Below are 18205 nucleotides of genomic sequence, written 5' to 3' on the forward strand. Positions count from 1 at the left end.
CCTTATTCAGACCGATCGCGGTGCCGCCGCGTGCGATGCGGACGGCAATCCTGACATGGCGCGCCGAAGATCACCTGCGACGGATAGGGCCGCGCGGAGTGATACGGCGTCGAGCCGAACAGACCCGCCGCGCCGAAGCCCGCGCTGAAGGGATCGGCGGCAAAGCTGCCCGGAAACGAGCCGTTGCTGCGGAAATCGCGGTTGTCGTCCCTGCCGTCGAAATACGCACCGCCGGTGCTGCCGTAACGCAGCGGCCGTTGCGGTGCGAGGTCCTGGGCCAAGTTCTGGGCCGAGGCTGCGGCCGTGCCGAGCGCGATGGCGGCGCAGGCGATCAATGCTCTGATGGCGGTCATGGCTATGGCCCTCATTGCGGAATGGTCCCCCAGTCGCCCTTCCAGGCGATCAGGCGCCCCTTGCCGAACTGCAGATAGAGCCCGTCGCTGCGTCGCGACAGCACGCTGCCCCTGACATTGGGCAGCGCGACGAACAATTCATTGCCCGGCGTGCCGCGAACGTAGTTCAGCGGAACGCCCAGCGACTGGCTGGCCTGGTCGGCGCTCATGCCGAAAGCGAGCGGAATGCTGTTGGGTGGCCGCTGCTGCGCACGGGCCGCGCCGAGCGCGATGACGAGAGTAACGACGAACAGTGTGACGAACCGCTGCATGACCGACCTCATGGCACTGCCGCCGCGAGCGTGCCGGCCGGCGTCCAGCCGCCGCCGAGCGCCTGGAACAGGCTGCTCGCTGCCAGCAGCTTGTTGAGCCGCACCGACACCAAATTGAGTTCGGCCGTGAACAGCGTCTGCTGTGTCTGCAGCACCGTGATGAGATTGACCGTGCCGCCGCGCAGCTGCGTCTCGGAGACTTCGAACGCCTTGCGCGAGCTCGCCACCACGTCGGACTGCAGCCGCTCCTGCAACGTATACTTCTGCAACGCGATCAGCGCCTTCTCGACATCGGCGAAGGCCGACAGCACCGCCTTGCGATAGGCTTGCAGGTTTTGCAATTGCTGGCCCTTGGCGAGCTTGAGCTGGCTCTCCAGCAGGAAGCCGTCGAACAGCGGCTGGGTCAGCCCGGCGGCGAGCGTGTAGTACCAGGCGCCCGGCGCAAACAGCGAGGCGAGCGCCGCGCTCTGGAAGCCCGTGGTGCCGGTCAGCTGGATCTGCGGGAAGAACGCCGCGCGCGCCGCGTCGACGCTGAAATTGGAGGCCGCGAGCTGCGCCTCGGCCTGGCGGACGTCGGGCCGCTGGTAGAGCAGTTCCGACGGCATCCCCGGCGTGATGCGCGGCACCGAGATCTGCGTGGTGCTGCCGCCGCGCACCGCGAAATCAGCCGGTGCGCGCGCCACCAGCAGCGCGAGCGCCGCGGTGTTCTGTCCCAGCGTCACCTCGAGCGGCGGGATCGCCGCGCGCTGCGTGGCGACCAGCGCCTCCTGCTGCGACAGGTCGAGTTGCGAGGCGGTGCCGCCGGCGAATTGCGACTTGATCAAAGCCAGGATGCGCTCGGCCGCCGCCAGATTGCGCCGGGTGGCCTTGATCTGGTCCTGCGCCGCCAGCACCTGGAAATAGGTATTGGCCACTGTCGCCATCGTGGTCAGTGCGACCACCTCGCGATTGTAGCGGGCGACCGTCGCGCTCTCTTCCGACGCCGACAGCGTCGCGCGGTTCTTGCCCCAGAAGTCGACGATATAGCTCGCGCTCAGCCCCAGATTGAACTGCGAGAACGTGCCGCTACTGCCGCCAAGCGCCGAACTCGATCCCGTCGCGACCTTCTGACGCTCGGCATTCGCCGATCCCGAGATCGACGGCAGCAGCGCGGCGCCGGACACGCCGGCCTGCGCGTCGGCCTGCACGATCTGGGCGATCGCCACCGCGATATCGAGATTGTACTGCTGTGCGGATTCCATCAACCCGGTCAGCTCGGGCGAGCGGAAGCCGCGCCACCAGGCGAGCGCCGGAACGGCGGCGTCGGCATCGCCCTTGGCTGCGGCGCGATAGCTCGCCGGCACTTCGAGGCTGAGCTCGGGTTTCTCCACCCCGGGGATGCAACCGGTCAGGCCAAGGCTCAGACCAAGGCCGAGCCCGCCGAACGCCGCCACGCGGCGAAACCGGACCGGTTTCCGCAATATTCGAAGACTATGCAACGCTGCACCTGTCGGCATTTACTCGCCCGGTTGAAGTGAGGAGCCCGGCATCCGCATGGCGCCGCCGCGGCGGACGCGCTGGGCCCACAAGCGGAACCGGTCGAGATAGAGGTAGATGACCGGCGTCGTGTAGAGCGTCAGGACCTGGCTCAGGATCAGGCCGCCGACGATGGCGATGCCGAGCGGCTGCCGCAGCTCGCCGCCGTCGCCCATCCCGATGGCGAGCGGCACCGCGCCGAGCAGTGCGGCCATCGTGGTCATCATGATGGGACGGAAGCGCAGCAGGCATGCCTCCTTGATCGCCTCGAGCGGCTCCAGCCCGCGCCTGCGTTCCGCGTCCAGCGCAAAGTCGATCATCATGATCGCGTTCTTCTTCACAATGCCGATCAGCAGGATGACGCCGATCAGCGCCATGATACTGAACTCGGTCTTGAATGCCATCAGCGCCAGCAAGGCACCCACACCTGCCGAGGGCAGTGTGGACAAGATGGTCAGCGGATGGACGTAGCTCTCATAGAGCACGCCCAGCACGATGTAGATCGTGACAATCGCGGCCAGGATCAGGAACGGCTGGTTGCTGAGCGAATCCTGGAACGCTTTCGCGGAGCCCTGGAATGTGCCGCGGATCGTGGCCGGAACGCCGATCCGGTTCATGGTCGCCTCGATGCTGCCGACCGCGGTGCTCAGCGACACGTTCGGCGGCAGGTTGAACGAGATGGTGTTGGCGACCAGGAGGCCCTGGTGATTGACCGCAAGCGGCGTCGCACCCTGCTTGAACGCCGCCACCGCCGACAGCGGAATCATGGTCTCGCTGTTGGTCGAGACGGCCGATCCGGTCGAGGCCACGCCCTTCCCGGTCGAGCCGATCGAATTGGTGGCCTGGTTGCGCGCGGCCTGGGCATTGGCCGAACTGGCCGCGCTCGAGGCTCCCGGCGCCACCACGGTGCCGGCCACCGCGTTGGTCGATTGCGAGCCGCCGACCGATCCGCCTGACGTGCTGATGTAGACGTCTTTCAGCGCCTCGGGGTTCTGCCAGTAGCGCGGCGCGACCTCCATGATGACGTGGTACTGGTTGCGCGCGACATAGATCGTCGATACCTGACGCTGGCCGAAGGCGTCGTAGAGCGTGTTGTCGATCTGGCTCACCGTGATGCCGAGCCGAGCCGCGGCGTCACGGTCGATCACGAGGTCGGATTCGAGGCCCTTGTTCTGCTGGTCGCTGTTGACGTCGGCAAGGTTCGGATCGCGCTGCAAGGCCGCCGCGATCTTCGGCGTCCAGTCATTGAGCTCCTCCAGCGTCGAGCCCTGCAGCGTGTACTGATACTGCGCGTTCGAGGCCCTGCCCCCGACCCTGATATCCTGCACCGCCTGCAGGAACAGGCTCGCGCCGGGCACCACCGCCATCTCGCGGCGCAGCCGTGAAATCACGCCATCGGCGCCGATCTTGCGCTGGTCGAGCGGACGCAGCGAGACGAACACGAAGCCGGAATTGGTCTGGCCGCCACCGGTGAAGCCGACCACCGTCTCCACCGCCGGATCCTTCTGGATGATGCCGACGAACTGCGCGAGCTTCTGCTGCATCAGCTGGAACGACACGCTCTGGTCGGCCTGGATCGAGCCGACCAGCCGGCCGGTGTCCTGCTGCGGAAAGAAGCCCTTCGGGATCACGTCGTAGAGATAGAAGTTGAGGCCGAACACCGCCGCCAGGATCAGCATCACCGACAGCGGATGCTGCAGCGCCGCGGTCAGCGTCCTGCGATAGAAATTCAGCATCGCCTCGAAGAAGCGCTCGCTGGCCCAATAGAGCCGGCCGTGGCCACCGCTGTCCGGCTTGAGCAGCACGGCGCACATCATCGGCGTGGTCGCCAGCGACACCGCGAGCGAGATCAGGATCGAGATCGAGATCGTCATCGCGAACTCACGGAACAGCCGCCCGACGATGCCGGCCATCAGCAGGATCGGGATGAACACCGCGATCAGCGAGATGCTCATCGACAGCACGGTGAAGCCGACCTCGTTGGCGCCCTTCAGCGCCGCCTCGAGCGGACTCAGGCCATCCTCGATGTAGCGCGTGACGTTCTCCAGCACGACGATGGCATCGTCGACCACGAAGCCGGTCGCCACCGTCAGCGCCATCAGCGACAGATTGTCGAGGCTGTAGCCGATCAGGTACATCGCCCCGAAGGTTGCGACCAGCGACACCGAGACCGCCACCACCGGAATGAAGGTGGCGCGCAAATTGCGCAGGAACGCGAACACCACGATGATGACGAGTATCACCGCCAGAACCAGCGTCCGTTCGACGTCGCGGAGCGAGGTGCGGATGGTCGTCGAGCGATCCACCGCAAGGCCGATGTCGATCGCCGGCGAAATCGAGGCCTGCAACTGCGGCATCAGCGCCTTCACCAGGTCGACGGTACTGATGATGTTGGCGTTCGGCTGCCGGTAGAGGATGAGCAGCACCGCGGGCTTGCCGTTGGCGAGCCCGGCATTGCGGAGGTTCTCGACGCCGTCGGCCACCTCGCCGACGTCGGAGAGGTGAACCGGGGCGCCATTGCGGTAGGCCACGATCAATGATCTGTAATCGTCGGCCTTGTTGGCCTGGTCGTTGGCGTAGACCTGGTAGCGCTGGTCGCCGACGTCGATGCCGCCCTTGGGGCTGTGGGCGTTGGCGCTCGACAGCGCCGCGCGGACGTCTTCCAGACCGATGCCGTATTTGTAGAGCGCCTGCGGGATCAGATCGACGCGCACGGCGGGCAACGAGCTGCCGCCGACCACGACCTCACCGATGCCCTCGACCTGCGACAGCTTCTGCGCCAGCACCGTGGAGGCGGCATCGTAGAGCGCGCCGCGCGTCAGCGTATCCGACGTCAGCGTCAGGATCAGGATCGGCGCATCGGCCGGGTTGACCTTGCGGTAGGTCGGATTGCTGCGCAGGCTGGTCGGCAGATCGGCCCGCGCGGCATTGATTGCGGCCTGCACGTCCCGCGCCGCGCCGTTGATGTCGCGGTTGAGACCGAACTGCAGCGTAATCCGGGTCGAGCCGACCGAGCTCGACGACGTCATCTCCGTCACATCGGCGATCTGGCCGAGATGCCGCTCAAGCGGACTGGCAACCGTGGTCGCGACATCCTGCGGGCTGGCGCCGGGCAGCGTCGCCTGCACCGAGATGGTCGGAAAATCCACCTGCGGCAGCGGCGACACCGGCAGCTTGAAGAACGCGACAAGGCCGGCCGCCGCAAGCCCGAACGTCAACAGCGTGGTTGCGACCGGCCGGCGAATGAAGGGCGTTGACGGATCCATGGCTCAACGCGACCCGCTCGCCTCGCCGACCTCGTCCGCCCGCCCGGCAAACCGCAGCGCCAGGCGATCGAACCAGAGATAGATCACCGGCGTCGTGAACAGGGTCAGCAGCTGGCTCACCAAGAGACCGCCGACGATCGAGATGCCGAGCGGATGCCGGAGCTCGGAGCCGGCGCCGCTGCCGAGCATCAGCGGCAGCGCGCCGAGCACAGCTGCCATCGTCGTCATGATGATCGGCCGGAACCGCAACAGGCAGGCCTGGTAGATCGCCTCCCGCGGCGGCTTGCCCTCGTTGCGCTCGGCATCGAGCGCGAAGTCGATCATCATGATGGCGTTCTTCTTCACGATGCCGATCAGGAGGATGATGCCGATGATCGCGATGATGGTGAGGTCTTGCCCGGCCATCATCAGCGCCAGCAGCGCGCCGATGCCGGCCGAAGGCAGCGTCGAGAGGATGGTCAACGGGTGGATGAAGCTCTCATAGAGCACGCCGAGCACGATATAGACCGTGATGATCGCGGCCAGGATCAGGAACAGCTGGTTGGACAGCGAGGACTGGAACGCCAGTGCCGCACCCTGGAAGCTCGTGATCATGCCGAGCGGCTGATTGATGTTCGCCTGCGCCTGCTTGATCGCGGTCACCGCCCCGCCGAGCGAGGCGCCCGGCGCCAGGTTGAACGAGACGGTTGCCGACGGGAATTGGCCGAGATGCGAGACCTGCAGCGGCGCGGTCTCGACTCGCATCTTGGCCATCACGGACAGAGGCACCGGCGTCGAGCCCACCGATGACGGCAGATAGATCGACGACAGCGAATCCAGCGAGTTCTGCAGCGACGGATCGGCCTCGAGGATGACGCGGTACTGGTTCGAATTGGTGAAGACGGTGGAGACGATGCGCTGGCCGTAGGAATCGTACAGCGCGTTGTCGATCGTCGCCGGCGTGATGCCGAACCGCGCGGCCTGGTCGCGGTCGATGTCGACGAACACCGAAAGCCCCTGCGCGGAGATGTCGCTGGTGACGTCGCTGAGCTCGGGCAATTCCCTAAGCTTGTCGACCAGCTTCGGCGTCCATTCCGCGAGCTCGTTCGGGTCGGCATCCTGCAGGATGAACTGATACTGCGTGCGGCTCACCGTGCCTTCGATGGTGAGGTCCTGGACCGGCTGCATGTAGAGCGTGATGCCGGTCAGATCAGCGGTGCTGGCCTTGATCCGGTCCATGATCGTCGAGACGCCAGCCTTGCGCTGCTCGTGCGGCTTCAGGTTGATCAGGATGCGGCCGCTGTTGAGCGTGGTGTTAGTGCCGTCGACACCGATGAACGACGACAGGCTCTCGACATCAGGGTCCTTCAGGATCGCGCTGGCGAGCCGCTGCTGCCGCTCGGCCATCGCCGCATAGGACACCGATTGCGGCGCCTCCGAGATCGCCTGGATCACGCCGGTGTCCTGTACCGGAAAGAAGCCTTTCGGAATGACGACGTAGAGCAGCGCCGTGAGACCAAAGGTGGCGAGCGCGATCAGCAGCACGAACGTCTGGCGATCCAGCACCCAGTTGAGCATCCGGGCGTAGATCGCGATGACATGGTCGAACCCTTCGCGGCTGAGCCGCTGGAAGGTGTTCTCGCGCGTCATGCTTTCCGGCTTCAGGAGCTTGGCGCAGGCCATCGGCACCAGCGTCAGCGACACCACGGCGGAGATCAGGATCGTGACCGACAGCGTGATGGCGAATTCGCGGAACAGCCGGCCGACGACGTCGCCCATGAACAGCAGCGGGATCAGCACCGCGATCAGCGACACCGTCAGCGAGATGATGGTGAAGCCGATCTGCTCGGAGCCGCGCAATGCCGCCTCGAGCGGCGACTCGCCCCCCTCGATGTAGCGCGAGATGTTCTCGATCACGACGATGGCGTCGTCGACCACGAAGCCGGTCGCGATCGTCAGTGCCATCAGCGACAGGTTGTTCAGGCTGAAGCCGAACAGATACATTGCGCCCAGCGTGCCGACCAGCGAGAGCGGCACCGACAGGCTCGGGATCAGCGTGGCGCGGGTCGAGCGCAGGAACACGAAGATCACCAGCACGACCAGGATCACCGCAAGCGCCAGCTCGTATTCGACGTCGCGGACCGAGGCCCGGATCGTCACGGTCCGGTCGGTCAGGATGTTGAGATCGATCGCGGCCGGCAGCGTTGCCTGCAGTTGCGGCAACAGGTCCTTGATACCCTGGACCACCGAGATCACGTTGGCGCCGGGCTGGCGCTGGATGTTGAGGATGATCGCCTGCGTCTCGTTCATCCAGGCGCCGAGCTTGTCGTTCTGCGCGCCGTCGACGACGTTGCCGACATCGCTGAGGCGGACCGGTGAGCCGTTCTTGTAGGCGATGATCAGCGAGCGGTAGTCGCTGGCATTGCGGATCTGGTCATTGGCGTTGATGGTGTAGGCACGCATCGCGCCGTCGAAATTGCCCTTCGGCGTGTTGACGTTGGCGTTGCCGAGCGTGGTGCGGAGATCGTCGATGTTGAGGCCATAGGCCGCGAGCTTACGGATGTCGGCCTGGATGCGCACCGCGGGCCGCTGGCCGCCGCTGATGCTGACGAGGCCGACGCCGGGCAGCTGCGAGATCTTCTGCGCCAGCCGCGTGTCGACGAAGTCCTGCACCTGCGTCAGCGGCATGGTCTTCGAGGTCAGGCCGAGAGTGAGGATCGGCGCGTCAGCCGGATTGACCTTGGCGTAGATCGGCGGCGCCGGCAGGTCCGACGGCAAGAGATTGCCCGCAGCATTGATCGCGGCCTGCACCTCCTGCTCGGCGACGTCGAGCGAGATCGACAGACCGAACTGCAGCGTGATGACAGACGACCCGGCAGAGCTCACCGAGCTCATCTGGTTCAAATTCGGCATCTGGCCGAACTGCACCTCGAGCGGCGCCGTCACCGACGACGTCATCACGTCGGGGCTGGCGCCCGGATAGAAGGTCTGCACCTGGATGGTCGGATAATCGACTTCCGGCAGCGCCGCGACCGGGAGGAATCTGAACGCCAGCATGCCCGACAGCATGATGGCGATCATCATCAGGGTCGTCGCCACCGGCCGCAGGATGAATGGCCGCGACGGGTTCATTTCTTCTGCCCGTCCGCGGAACCCTTATGGTCGCCGCCTCCCGCCTTGTCGGGAGCAGCGCCGCCTCCCTTGGCGGCCCCATTCGCCGCGCCGCTCGCCGTCCCCTTGGCCGCGCCGGCCGGGCTCGCGGCATCGGCGGCGGAGCGCACCACCACCTTGGCGCCCTCGCGCAGCTTGTCGGCGCCGTCGATCACGATGCGATCGCCGGCGGTCAGCCCCGAGAGCACCTCGACACGGTCGCCGTCGGTGACGCCGATTTTCACCGGCCGCACCGAGACCGTGCTGTCGGCGTTGACGAGATAGACGAAGGTGCCGGGGACGCCGCGCTGGATGCCGGCGGTCGACATCGTCGTGGCATCCTTGTGGGTGTCGAGCAGCAGGCGGATGTTGACGAACTGGTTCGGATAGAGCGTGCGTTTCTCGTTCTCGAACTGGGCGCGCAGCTTGATCGTGCCGGTGGTCGCATCGATCTGGCTGTCGAAGGTCTGCAGCGATCCCTCGGCGAGCTTGTTGGCGCCGCTGCGGTCATAGGCCGCCGTCGGCAGCACCGCGCCGTCCTTCAACCGCTTCGCGACCGCCTGCAGATTGTCCTCCGGCAGCGTGAACAGCACGCTGATTGGCTCGAGCTGCGTGATCACGACAAGGCCGTTGGTGTCGCCAGGCGTCACGTAGTTGCCGAGGTCAACCTGGCGCAGTCCGACCCGCCCGTTGATCGGCGAGACGATGTGACAATATTGCAAATTCACTTCGGCCGATTTCACCGACGCGCGGTCGGCCTCGACCGTGCCCTGATACTGCGCGACAAGCGCGATCTGGGTATCGAGCGTCTGATGCGGCACAGCGTTCTGCGTGGCGAGGTTCTGGTAGCGAGCGAGATCGACCTGGGCGCCCTTCAGCTGCGCCTCGTCGCGCGCCAGAGTGCCCTTGGCCTGCGCCAGCGTCGCTTCATAGGGTCGCGAATCGATCTCGGCGATCAGGTCACCCTTCTTGACCTCATCGCCCTCCTTGAAATCGATCTTCATCAGGTAGCCGCTGATCTGGCTCCTGATCGTCACGGTGGCGAGCGATGTCACGGTGCCGAGCGCATTCAGGCTGACGCCGATATCGCCCTTGCCGACGGCCTCCGGCACGATCGACATCGGCCCGGCGTTGCGCCCGCCGCCGGCCTGCGGCGGCGCGGCCTGCTGCCGCGTCCACCAGACGATGCCGGCAAGCACCGCCAGCACGACACACCCTGTCAGAAAGCCTCGCCCGCGCGACGGCCGCCTGGTTTGCTCGGGCGTCATAATCGACGGGTCTTTGATATGCTGGTCCATAAACTTGCCCACGAAGAAACACGAACGAGCTCGCGCCGCTCTATGTGTCCCCTGAAGTCCGCGCGCGCCACATCCGAAGAAGCATTTTGAACGCTTCGGTCCGACAAAGCGCGTTAAGAATCGGAAAGGATAGCCCTCCTTCCCGGTCGGGCGCTGTTTCTCGCTGGATTGTGGCTATTTTACCCGATCGTCTGTAGCCAGGGCAACACGATCAGCAACAATCCGGCAAAGTAGATCACGCCGAAGATCAGCCCGAATTTCCAGAAGTCGCCTTTGCCGATATAGCCGCTGCCGTAATACATCGGCGCCGGACCCGTGGCGTACGGCGAGATCACCCCCATCAGGCCGAGCGAATAGACGCACAGCAGCATCAGGATCTGCACCGACAGGCCGGGAATGCTGGAGCCGACCGCGAGCACCACCGGCAGCACCGCGGCGGTATGCGACGTAATGCTCGAGAAGAAATAGTGGATCCAGAAGAAGAACGTGACGAGCAGGATCATCCCGACCAGCGGCGACGTGCCTGCGAGCGGCTTCGCATAACCCTCGGCCACCCATTTGATGAAGCCGATCTCGTTGAGACCCGACGACAGCGTGAGCAGCGAGGTGAAATAGAAGAATACCTCCCACGCGCTCTTCTCGGCGACGATGTCCTCGAACGCGATCACGCCTGACAGCAGCATCAGGGAGATCACGACGAACACCACCGTGGTCGCGTTGATGAAGTTCGAGCCGAGCAACGGCACGCTGATATTGGGATTGGAGCCGCAGATCCACAGGAACATCGCGAGCAGCACCAGCACTGCCATGATCCATTCGTGGCGCGACGGCGGTCCCATCTTGGCGAGTTCGCCCTCGCTCCAGGTCACGATCTCGGGGCTCTCCTTGATCTCGGGCCGGCAGACCACGTAGCTCAGCAGCGGCACCAGCAGCAGCAAGAGGATGCCGAGCGGCGCGAAGCCGATGAACCATTGCGACCAGCCGACCTCGATATTGACGAGCTTCTTGGCGATCGAGAGCGCGGCGGCGTTCGGCGCCAGCGCGGTCAGAAACAGCGAGCTGGTCACGGCGGTCGTCGCAAACGCGGTCCACATCACGAAGGTGCCGATCTTGCCCGCGGTCGGACCGGGCTCCGAGCCATAGATGCGCGGGATGTTGCTGACGATCGGATAGATGGTGCCGCCCGAGCGCGCGGTGTTGGACGGCGTCGCCGGCGCCAGCACCAGATCGGAGAACGCCACCGCGTAGCCGAGCCCGATGGTGCGGCGGCCGAGCCCGCGCACCAGCAGCAGCGCCAGCCGGCGGCCGAGCCCGCTCTTGCGGTAGCCGATCGAGAACACGAAGGCGCCGACGATCAGCCACACCGTGCTCTCGGAGAAGCCGGCGAGCATCCAGCGCAGCGACTTGTTCGGGTCGGGCTCGACATAACCGCCGACGCCGGCGACCGTGAGGCCAATCAGGCCGACCGCGCCGACCGGCATCGATTCGAGGATCAACCCGGTGATCACGGCGGCGAACACCGCAAAATAGTGCCACTGATTGGCGTTCAGCCCTGATGGCACCGGCACCAGATAGATCACCAGCCAGACCAGCAACGGCGCAAACGTCCGCCATGACGATTTCATGCAGCGTCCCCCTCACCCGTGTTGATTGTCGGCGCGCAAGCCGCCATGTCCCGGGCGGCAGCGCCATCTTTTCGTGGCAATCTAGCATGGCCGCGCAGTCCGTCTCGGGAAACTGCGGCGGAATGGCGCGGCTTGTGGAGGAACCGGCGCGTTTCGTCAACACGTCGCGACCCCGTGGGGCCCCCATCGCAAGACGGCCCGCGCTTTGCTATCTTCGCCCGCATGACCTCACGCGACTCCGCCTCCTCCGAGATCACGCCCGAGGTGCTGCTGCGCGCCTATGCCTGCGGCATCTTCCCAATGGCGGAGAGCGCCGACGATCCGACCCTGTTCTGGGTCGAGCCCGAATTGCGCGGCGTGATTCCATTCGACGGCTTCCGTGTCGCCTCCCGCCTGGCGCGCACCGTGCGCTCGGATGCGTTCACCGTCACCGTCGATACCGCGTTCAAGGCCGTGATCGCCGGTTGCGCGGCGCCGCAGCCCGGCCGCGACGACACCTGGATCAACAAGCGCATCCGCGACCTCTATGTCGGGCTGCACATGTCGGGCCATTGCCACAGCGTCGAGGTCTGGCAGGACGACAATCTGGTCGGCGGCCTCTACGGCGTCAGCCTCGGCCGCGCCTTCTTCGGCGAAAGCATGTTTCACACCACGCGTGACGCATCGAAGGTCGCGCTGGTGCATCTGGTGGCACGGCTGATCGCCGGCGGGTTCGAGCTGCTCGACACGCAATATGTGACCGAGCATCTGAAGACGTTCGGCGCGGTGGAGATTTCGCGACGCCGCTATCGCGCGCTGCTCGACAAGGCGATCGCAGGCGCGCCGGCGGAATTCCGCAAGCTCGACGCCACGCAGCCGGTCAAGGGTGCTGACGCGCTGGCGATGATCGCCGCGCGCAATTGATCTGGCGGGACGCGTAGCCCGGATGAAGCGCAGCGAAATCCGGGGCCGTAACATCCGCGGAGAAAGAACCCGGATTTCGCTAACGCTCCATCCGGGCTACGAAGTGCCAATCAATTCCCGAACAAGCCGCCGAACAATCCACCCGGCCGCTGCTGCTGGGGCGGCGGAGGTGGCGGCTGCTGCTGGTATTGCGGCAGCGGCTGCGGCGGCGGACGCGGCGCGGCCTGCTTCGGCGGCGCCCGCTTCTGGGCCGGCGGCGGAGGTGGCGTCGGCGCCTTCGGCGGATCGGGCGCGGCGGTCACGATGGTCTGGTCCGGCCCTTTGCAGTCGGTCAGCCAGATGTCGTAGATCGGATGCTCGACGCCATGCAGGCCGGGGCTCGCCGCGAACATCCAGCCCGAGAAGATCCGCTTCACCTCGCCCTGCAGCGTGATCTCGTCGACCTCGACGAAGGCGTCGGTGTTGGCGGCTTCGGTCGATGGCCTGGTGTAGCAGGCGTCGGTCTTCACCCGCAGCGCGCCGAACTGCACGGTCTCGCCGATATCCTCGTCGAAATTGATGATGCGTCCGGTGATCTTGTCGAGGCCGGAGAAGCTCGCCTTCTTGTTGGTGATCTTGGTCGACGGCGGCTCCTGCACGACCTCATCGCCCGGCTGCAACGCGGCAGGCGTCTGCGGCGCCGTGCCCTGTGGCGTCCCCTGCGGAGTCCCCTTGGGCTGACGCTGCCCCGGCGGCAGGCCAGGCAGCGGATTGGCGCCGGGCGGCGTGTTGGCAACGGCGGGCCCGCCGGGCTGCGGCGGCTGCACGGCAACGCCGGGCGGAGCGACCGTGCTGCCGGGCGGCGGCGCCAAAGGCTGCGACTGCACGCTGCCGGGCGGCGGCACCGCCTGGCCCGGCGGCAACGCCCGCGGCTGGGTCGGCAGCAGGCGGCCGCGCGGCAATTCCGGCACTTCCTCGTCGTCGTCGCTGGGAGGCGCCACCTGGCCACGCGGTATCGAGCCGGGCGGACGCGGCGCGGGATCGGAGAAAATCGTTCCGATCTGCGCGCGCGCGGGCGGCGCAAGCGAGATGGTTGAGGCGGCAACCAAGGCCGCAAAGCCAGTCAGGGCAATGGTTCGAAGCATCTCGCGGGCTTTAAAGGGCGAATCGGGCTCGCGACAGTCTACCTTGATATCGGCCGCTCGCAGGCCACCGGTTAACACGCCGAATACGGCGGGGAAAGGGCGCGCGGACACCCGTCCCCGGCCCACCGGCCAGGCACGGTTCAGCCTCTGGTCACCCTCTAGTCACTCCTGGGAACACGTGTGATAGTCCTCACGCTGAAGGCGCGCGGCACCGCGTGAAAACCTGAGAAAATCCGGATCGAACCGGACCAGCCAGAGGAAACCCAAACATGCCAGATCGCATCAGGCTCGACGGCCGGGTCGCCGTCGTCACCGGGGCTGCGGGCGTCATCGGAACCGCCACGCTCCAGCTGCTCGCCGAACGCGGGGCGCGGATTGTCGCAGTCGACCGCGAGGGAGCCGATCTTGCGGCCGCCATCAAGGACTTGCCCGCCTCGGCCGAGGCCTTCGCGATCACCGCCGACGTCACCGATGAGGACGAGGTCAAGGACTATGTCCGCGCCGCCATCGACCGCTTCGGCACCATCGATGCCTTCTACAACAACGCCGGCATCGAGGGCGACATCAGGCCGATCCCTGAATATTCGCTGGAGAGTTTTCGCCGGGTGCTCGACGTCAATGTCGTCGGCGTCTTCCTCGGCATGAAACATGTGCTGCCGGTGATGCTGAAGCAGAGCAAGGGCAGCATCATCAACACCGCCTCGATCGCAGGCCTGATGGGATCGCCGATGATCGCGGTCTACAGCGCCAGCAAGCATGCGGTGATCGGATTGACCAAGAGCGCGGCGTGGGAATGCTCCGGCACCGGCGTGCGCGTCAATTGCGTCTGTCCCGGCATGATCGAGAGCCGGATGCTGAGCACCATCCTGCAGGGCCGCTCCGGCGGCAACGCGCCGCTGCCGGTCGAGAAGATCGTCGACCGCATCCCGGCGCGCCGGCTCGGCCTCGCGAGCGAAGTCGCATCCATCGTCGCCTTCCTCGCTTCCGACGAGGCGAGCTACGTCTCCGGCTCCGCCTACACGGTCGACGGCGGCCGCACCGCCGCCTGACACTTCAGTTCAGCATCACAAGAAGGTTTGTCGTCTATGCCCGTCGTTCTCGATCCCGATGCCGCTGCCGTCTACAAGGCCTTCCAGGAGGCCGGCCGCCCGGCCTATGAATCGCTGACCGCACCGGAAGCGCGCGAATATTATCGCGCCGCCCGCATCGTCTCCAATCCCAAGCCGCCGGCGCTTGAATCGAGCAAGGCGCTTGCGATCCCGGCGCCGCACGGCGCGATCCCGGCCCGCATCTACACGCCGAAGACGCTGCGCAGGAAGGACGGGCTCGCGCCCTGCCTGGTGTTCTTCCACGGCGGCGGCTGGGTGATCGGCGATCTCGATACCCATGAGGTGGTTTGCCAGAAGCTTGCCCATGAGGGCGAGTTGATCGTGATCTCGGTCGACTACCGGCTGGCGCCCGAACACCGCTTCCCGGCCGCGGTGGACGACGCCGTCACCGCGACCAGATGGGTCGCCGCCAACGCTGGGGATCTCGGCATCGATGCTACGCGCCTGATCGTCGGCGGCGACAGCGCCGGCGGCAATCTGGCTGCGGTGGTTGCCCTCACCGCCCGCGACGGCGGACCGAAGCTCGCCGCCCAGCTGCTGGTCTATCCCGCGACCGATTTCTCGCGGAAGCATCCCTCGCACCGCGAGCCCGAGACCAGCATCCTCCTGACGCATTCGGTGATCGGCTGGTTCGGCAACCACTATCTCGGCGATGCCGACAACAGCGACTGGCGCGCCTCGCCTGCGCGCGCGAAAAGCTTTGCCGGATTGCCACCGGCCTATGTGCTGACCGCCGGCGCCGATCCGCTGCGCGACGAAGGCGACGAGTACGCGAAATTCCTCAAGGACGCTGGCGTGCCCGTGACCTACCGGCATTTCTCCGGCCAGTTCCATGGCTTCTTCACCATGGGCAAGCTGCTCAACCAGGCCAATGTCGCGGTGACCGAGATCAGCGCCTGGCTGAAGACGCTGGGCTAGCGATCGGGATCGGGGGCGACGCGCTTGCAGCGTCGTCCCCTCGAGGCTCGGAGCGGATGGCGCGCGCAGCTTGCGGCGTTAGCGCGCCTTGAAGTTCCCTGCGCCGCGCGATAGTGCGGCCGGACGCGCTTTATGCCACCGGGCACTCCAGCCATCGAGATCGTCTTGTTCACGCCCATCCTCGTCTACGGTATCCCGCTCGATTTCATCCTGTTCGCGCTGACGCTGCTCGGCGTCGCGATCTTCCATCATCATACGCTCGCCGTTGCGTTGACGGGCCTTGCCGCGATCGTCGCCTACAAGCTGATGTTCACGGGCTTCGCAAGGTTCGGCGCGGGCCTGCCCGGTCTCGTGCACCAAATGGAGCATGAGTGGGTCACGCTCGCGAACCTGTTCCTGCTCCTGATGGGATTTGCGCTGCTGTCGCGGCATTTCGAGGAGAGCCGCATCCCGGACGAGATGCCGGCGCTGCTGCCCGACGACTGGAAGGGCGGACTGATCCTGCTGGTGATCGTGTTCGTGCTGTCGGCTTTCCTCGACAATATCGCGGCGGCGCTGATCGGCGGCACCGTCGCGCGTTCCGTATTCCGGGGCCGCGTCCATATCGGCTACCTCGCGGCGATCGTTGCCGCATCGAATGCCGGCGGCGCCGGCAGCGTCGTCGGCGACACCACGACCACGATGATGTGGATCGACGGCGTCAGCCCGCTCACCGTCGTCGACGCCTATGTCGCGGCCGTCGTGGCGATGCTGGTGTTTGCGGTACCGGCCTCGCTGCAGCAGCACCGCTATTCCCCGATCGTGAAGGATGCGCCGTCCGGCCTCAACATCGACTGGGCCCGGGTTGCGATCGTGGCGGTGATCCTGCTCGCTGCGCTCGCGGCCAATGTGACAGCCAATCTGAAATTCCCCGCGCTGCTCGACGCGCTGCCGGTGCTCGGCCTCGCGGTCTGGGCCGCGATCCTCGTCACCTCGCTGCTGCGCCGGCCGGACTGGTCGGTGATGCCCGAGACGTTCAAGGGCACCCTATTCCTGCTCGCGTTGGTGACGGCGGCCTCGATGATGCCGGTTGAGAAACTGCCGACCGCATCATGGCAGACCGCGCTCGGGCTCGGCTTCATCTCGTCGGTGTTCGACAACATTCCCCTGACCGCGCTGGCGCTCAGGCAAGGCGGCTACGACTGGGGCTTTCTCGCCTACGCAGTCGGCTTTGGCGGATCGATGGTCTGGTTCGGTTCGTCCGCGGGCGTTGCGGTGTCCAACATGTATCCGGAAGCCAAGTCGGTGGTCCGCTGGATCACCCAGGGCTGGCCGATCATGGTGGCCTATGTCGTCGGCTTCTTCGTGATGCTGGCCCTGCTCGGCTGGCATCCCGACGCGCCGCATTGAGGCAAATGTGGGATTCGCCATGCTGCGATGCACAATCGGACTGCTTCAAACTTGTGGAAAAGCGAGACAAATCCGTTGACATTGATAAACTCCATTTGCCGTAACAACTTATGGAGCGTTCGCATGAGTGTTAGTGCAGAAGTCCTCGCCCGCGCCCCGCTGGAACAGTTGCAGAGCGAAGTCGACACGATGACTTCGCCTCGACCACGCAGCAACGTCAGGCCTCTCTCACCGATGCCGGACTACGTCGAGCACCGCAACGGCGTCAACGAGGTGGGCAAGCTGTCGGCCGAGGCAGTGGTGCGCGAATACGAAGCGGCGGTGAAGGAGATCGAGGCCCTAGGAACGGAACTGCAGTTGGCCGCCAAGAACTGTGAGGCAATGGTGGCAGGCGTCCATGAGATGATCGCGGAAATCAAGGAGTTCGCCGCGGGTTACCGCGATCAGGGCAAGCGCTTCTTCCTGCAGATCGAGGCCGTCTCGTTGATGACCACCGAGGTCAGGGATACCTGCGAAGCACTCAAGAAGAAGATCGCGACCGATACATTGAGCAATTGATATTTCGGCTCGGGCACGTTTCGCGCTCAGCCATCCGTGGATTTTCGGCGTGCATAGGTGAAGGGTTGCGCTATTCCGGCGCGGCCGAACCATTATTTCTATTCGAGACCACGTCGTTTTAAGATTAAGTCGTTCAACATCAAGTGGTTCAACATCCGGCCCCGCTTCGGCGGGACCTTTGTGCTGCGGTGAACTCTGCGCGCGGCGCGTCCGCGACTGGGCCGGATCTGCGTCGATGACCGGCTTAACGCACGTCAGGTGCGCGCTCAGTCATGTCCATTGCCGGAGGCAAAGCTGAAATCGGGGACCAGCGGTCGCTGAAATCCCTGGCCGGGAGCGCGTCCGCGTCGGAGACGACAACGCCCTCGGTCCGGGGCGCGTGCGACCTCATCGTCGCGGCGGTTGCGGTGACAGCCAGCAGGGCGACGGCCACGAACCCGGTAATCGTTCGATGCTTTGTCATGTAGAACCTCCTCGGGTCCCCAATGCCCACTTAAGGTGGGTCACAGGAACCTTCGCGCTGGTTCATCGGTGCAACGACGGCATGGATCGTGTGAGATCGGACAACGAGCTTGTCCCAAACTCGAATTGCCTCTGCCGGCAGCGCTGGTGAGTTTGGCGACGGTCCCTCGTCGGCAGCTGTGTTCGCTTCGCCGTTGGAATCACTCCCCTTCTTTCCAACAACACGCCGGAGTTCCGCAAGTCCA

The 18205-nt window shown here is 65.6% G+C and carries 13 protein-coding genes; 5 read left to right on the top strand and 8 right to left on the bottom strand.

The genetic code is table 11. From position 1 onward, the window contains the following. Nucleotides 1-2 precede the first annotated feature (2 nt). The 7 genes from Q0030_RS04915 to Q0030_RS04945 all read right to left on the bottom strand — a co-directional run bounded on the left by Q0030_RS04915 (nt 3) and on the right by Q0030_RS04945 (nt 11497). Nucleotides 3-353, bottom strand: coding sequence for a BA14K family protein (locus Q0030_RS04915; RefSeq protein WP_298363577.1), 351 nt, complete (start codon nt 351-353; stop codon nt 3-5). An 11-nt stretch (nt 354-364) separates the two neighbouring features. Continuing rightward, the gene (locus tag Q0030_RS04920; RefSeq protein WP_298363578.1) at nt 365-664 is read right to left on the bottom strand and encodes a hypothetical protein; all 300 of its coding nucleotides are present in this window, start codon (nt 662-664) and stop codon (nt 365-367) included. Between the two features lie 8 nt (nt 665-672). Next, complete coding sequence (locus tag Q0030_RS04925) at nt 673-2160, bottom strand: efflux transporter outer membrane subunit (protein ID WP_298363579.1); 1488 nt, start codon at nt 2158-2160, stop codon at nt 673-675. Continuing rightward, nucleotides 2161-5445: an efflux RND transporter permease subunit gene (locus tag Q0030_RS04930; RefSeq protein WP_298363582.1), complete on the bottom strand. Its 3285-nt coding sequence runs from the start codon at nt 5443-5445 to the stop codon at nt 2161-2163. Between the two features lie 3 nt (nt 5446-5448). Then, entirely contained in the window at nt 5449-8556 is a 3108-nt protein-coding gene (locus tag Q0030_RS04935) for an MdtB/MuxB family multidrug efflux RND transporter permease subunit (protein ID WP_298363586.1), read from the bottom strand. After that, nucleotides 8553-9782, bottom strand: a complete 1230-nt coding sequence (locus Q0030_RS04940) for an MdtA/MuxA family multidrug efflux RND transporter periplasmic adaptor subunit (RefSeq protein ID WP_298363588.1) — start codon at nt 9780-9782, stop codon at nt 8553-8555. Before Q0030_RS04940 ends, Q0030_RS04935 begins: the two co-directional genes overlap by 4 nt. 269 nt (nt 9783-10051) lie before the next feature. Then, entirely contained in the window at nt 10052-11497 is a 1446-nt protein-coding gene (locus Q0030_RS04945; RefSeq protein ID WP_298363589.1) for a DASS family sodium-coupled anion symporter, read from the bottom strand. A 222-nt stretch (nt 11498-11719) separates the two neighbouring features. Here Q0030_RS04945 and aat point away from each other — a divergent pair, with 222 nt between their 5' ends. After that, nucleotides 11720-12400: a leucyl/phenylalanyl-tRNA--protein transferase gene (gene aat, locus Q0030_RS04950; RefSeq protein WP_298363591.1), complete on the top strand. Its 681-nt coding sequence runs from the start codon at nt 11720-11722 to the stop codon at nt 12398-12400. Nucleotides 12401-12510: 110 nt separating this feature from the next. Here the strand turns inward: aat and Q0030_RS04955 are convergent, their stop codons facing one another. Next, nucleotides 12511-13524 carry a DUF2155 domain-containing protein gene (locus tag Q0030_RS04955; RefSeq protein WP_298363592.1) on the bottom strand — a complete coding sequence of 338 codons (1014 nt, stop codon included), beginning with the start codon at nt 13522-13524 and terminating at the stop codon, nt 12511-12513. A 269-nt stretch (nt 13525-13793) separates the two neighbouring features. Here Q0030_RS04955 and Q0030_RS04960 point away from each other — a divergent pair, with 269 nt between their 5' ends. The 4 genes from Q0030_RS04960 to Q0030_RS04975 all read left to right on the top strand — a co-directional run bounded on the left by Q0030_RS04960 (nt 13794) and on the right by Q0030_RS04975 (nt 17498). Beyond that, the gene (locus tag Q0030_RS04960) at nt 13794-14573 is read left to right on the top strand and encodes an SDR family oxidoreductase (protein ID WP_298363593.1); all 780 of its coding nucleotides are present in this window, start codon (nt 13794-13796) and stop codon (nt 14571-14573) included. A gap of 36 nt (nt 14574-14609) precedes the next feature. Further along, nucleotides 14610-15551: an alpha/beta hydrolase gene (locus Q0030_RS04965; RefSeq protein ID WP_298363594.1), complete on the top strand. Its 942-nt coding sequence runs from the start codon at nt 14610-14612 to the stop codon at nt 15549-15551. 165 nt (nt 15552-15716) lie between these two features. Continuing rightward, nucleotides 15717-16940: an SLC13 family permease gene (locus tag Q0030_RS04970; protein WP_298363595.1), complete on the top strand. Its 1224-nt coding sequence runs from the start codon at nt 15717-15719 to the stop codon at nt 16938-16940. Between the two features lie 123 nt (nt 16941-17063). Then, a complete protein-coding gene (locus Q0030_RS04975) occupies nt 17064-17498 on the top strand; it encodes a hypothetical protein (protein WP_298363597.1) in 435 nt (144 codons plus the stop codon). Nucleotides 17499-18205 lie beyond the last annotated feature (707 nt).

Source organism: uncultured Bradyrhizobium sp. (assembly GCF_947648125.1).
Taxonomy (GTDB): Bacteria; Pseudomonadota; Alphaproteobacteria; order Rhizobiales; family Xanthobacteraceae; genus Bradyrhizobium.